The sequence below is a fragment of the Streptomyces sp. NPDC002130 genome (assembly GCF_040296465.1).
GTDB lineage: Bacteria > Actinomycetota > Actinomycetes > Streptomycetales > Streptomycetaceae > Streptomyces.
Window position 1 is genome coordinate 1 of record NZ_JBEOXI010001312.1, and the last position, 1,009, is coordinate 1,009.

At 63.5% G+C, this 1,009-nt stretch carries 1 protein-coding gene; it reads left to right on the forward strand.

Annotated elements, in window-relative coordinates:
* Nucleotides 1–140 precede the first annotated feature (140 nt).
* On the forward strand, nt 141–1,007 hold the full coding sequence (locus tag ABT116_RS50570; RefSeq protein WP_351648649.1) for a recombinase family protein: 867 nt from the start codon (nt 141–143) through the stop codon (nt 1,005–1,007).
* Nucleotides 1,008–1,009: the final 2 nt, after the last annotated feature.

The window sequence follows — 1,009 nt, forward strand, 5'->3', positions numbered from 1 at the left end:
ATCTGACGTACCTTCGACGTTTCGCTCGCCCAGCGCTGAGATGGGCACTCCACGTGCAGTTCTGGGGGAATTCTTGGTGGCCCGCCGGGTCAGGGTTAGGTGTCCGATCCGGCGAGCCGTGCGCCCGGACCTGGCAAGGAATGAGCACACGGAACATCGTACTGTTGCATCACCTCATGGGTTTCAGGTGGTGGAGTCTGTCGAAAAACGATGAAGTGGGATATTTTCGACAGATGTTGTTCGGTTACGCCAGGGTGTCGAGCGCAGATCAGAACCCCGCCCACCAGATCGACGCTCTGACGCGGGCTGGGATCGACGCCGCGAACATCCACACCGACCACGCGGGCGGTGCGAAAGCCTCACGCCCGCAACTCGACGCGGTGCTGACTCGACTACGTAGCGGTGACACGTTGGTGATCACCCGACTGGACCGGTTGGGGCGTTCGGTGGTGCACCTGATCACCCTCGGCGCTGAGTTACGCGAGCGGGGGATCGGATTGAAGGTTCTCGAGCAGGGCATCGACACCGCAACAGCGGAAGGGCGAGCGATGTTCGGGATGCTCTCCGTACTCGCCGAACTTCAACGTGAGTTGATCGTGGCGAACACCCGGGACGGGTTGGCCGCGGCGCGGGCGCGTGGTCGAAAGGGTGGTCGTCCGCCGAAGCTCACCGACGATCAGATCGTGCTCGCCCAGCAGCTTTACGACGCGGGGGAGAAGACGGTCGCGCAGATCGCGGCGATGTTGAATGTTCCCCGCACTACTGTCTACGGACACCTGAACAAGCGCACACCGGCGGCGAGTGCGTCGACCGATTCGGTGAGCACGGTAGCTGCGGTCCCCGTTGTGCCGGCGCGAACGTCGCGGATCTGCCCGTCCTGCGGTTACGAGCCGAGCACCAGAGCCGAAGCGGCCCATCAACGCGGCGACCTGGCCGTGATCTGGCCCAGTCCTTCGAGATGTCCAGCACCATCCGGCCCACACCGGTGTCGATCAGCGTCTGCTTGAAG

Excerpts from the sequence above, each read along its gene's own strand:
- ABT116_RS50570 (WP_351648649.1), top strand. The coding sequence starts at position 141 with ATGAGCACACGGAACATCGTACTGTTGCATCACCTCATGGGTTTCAGG.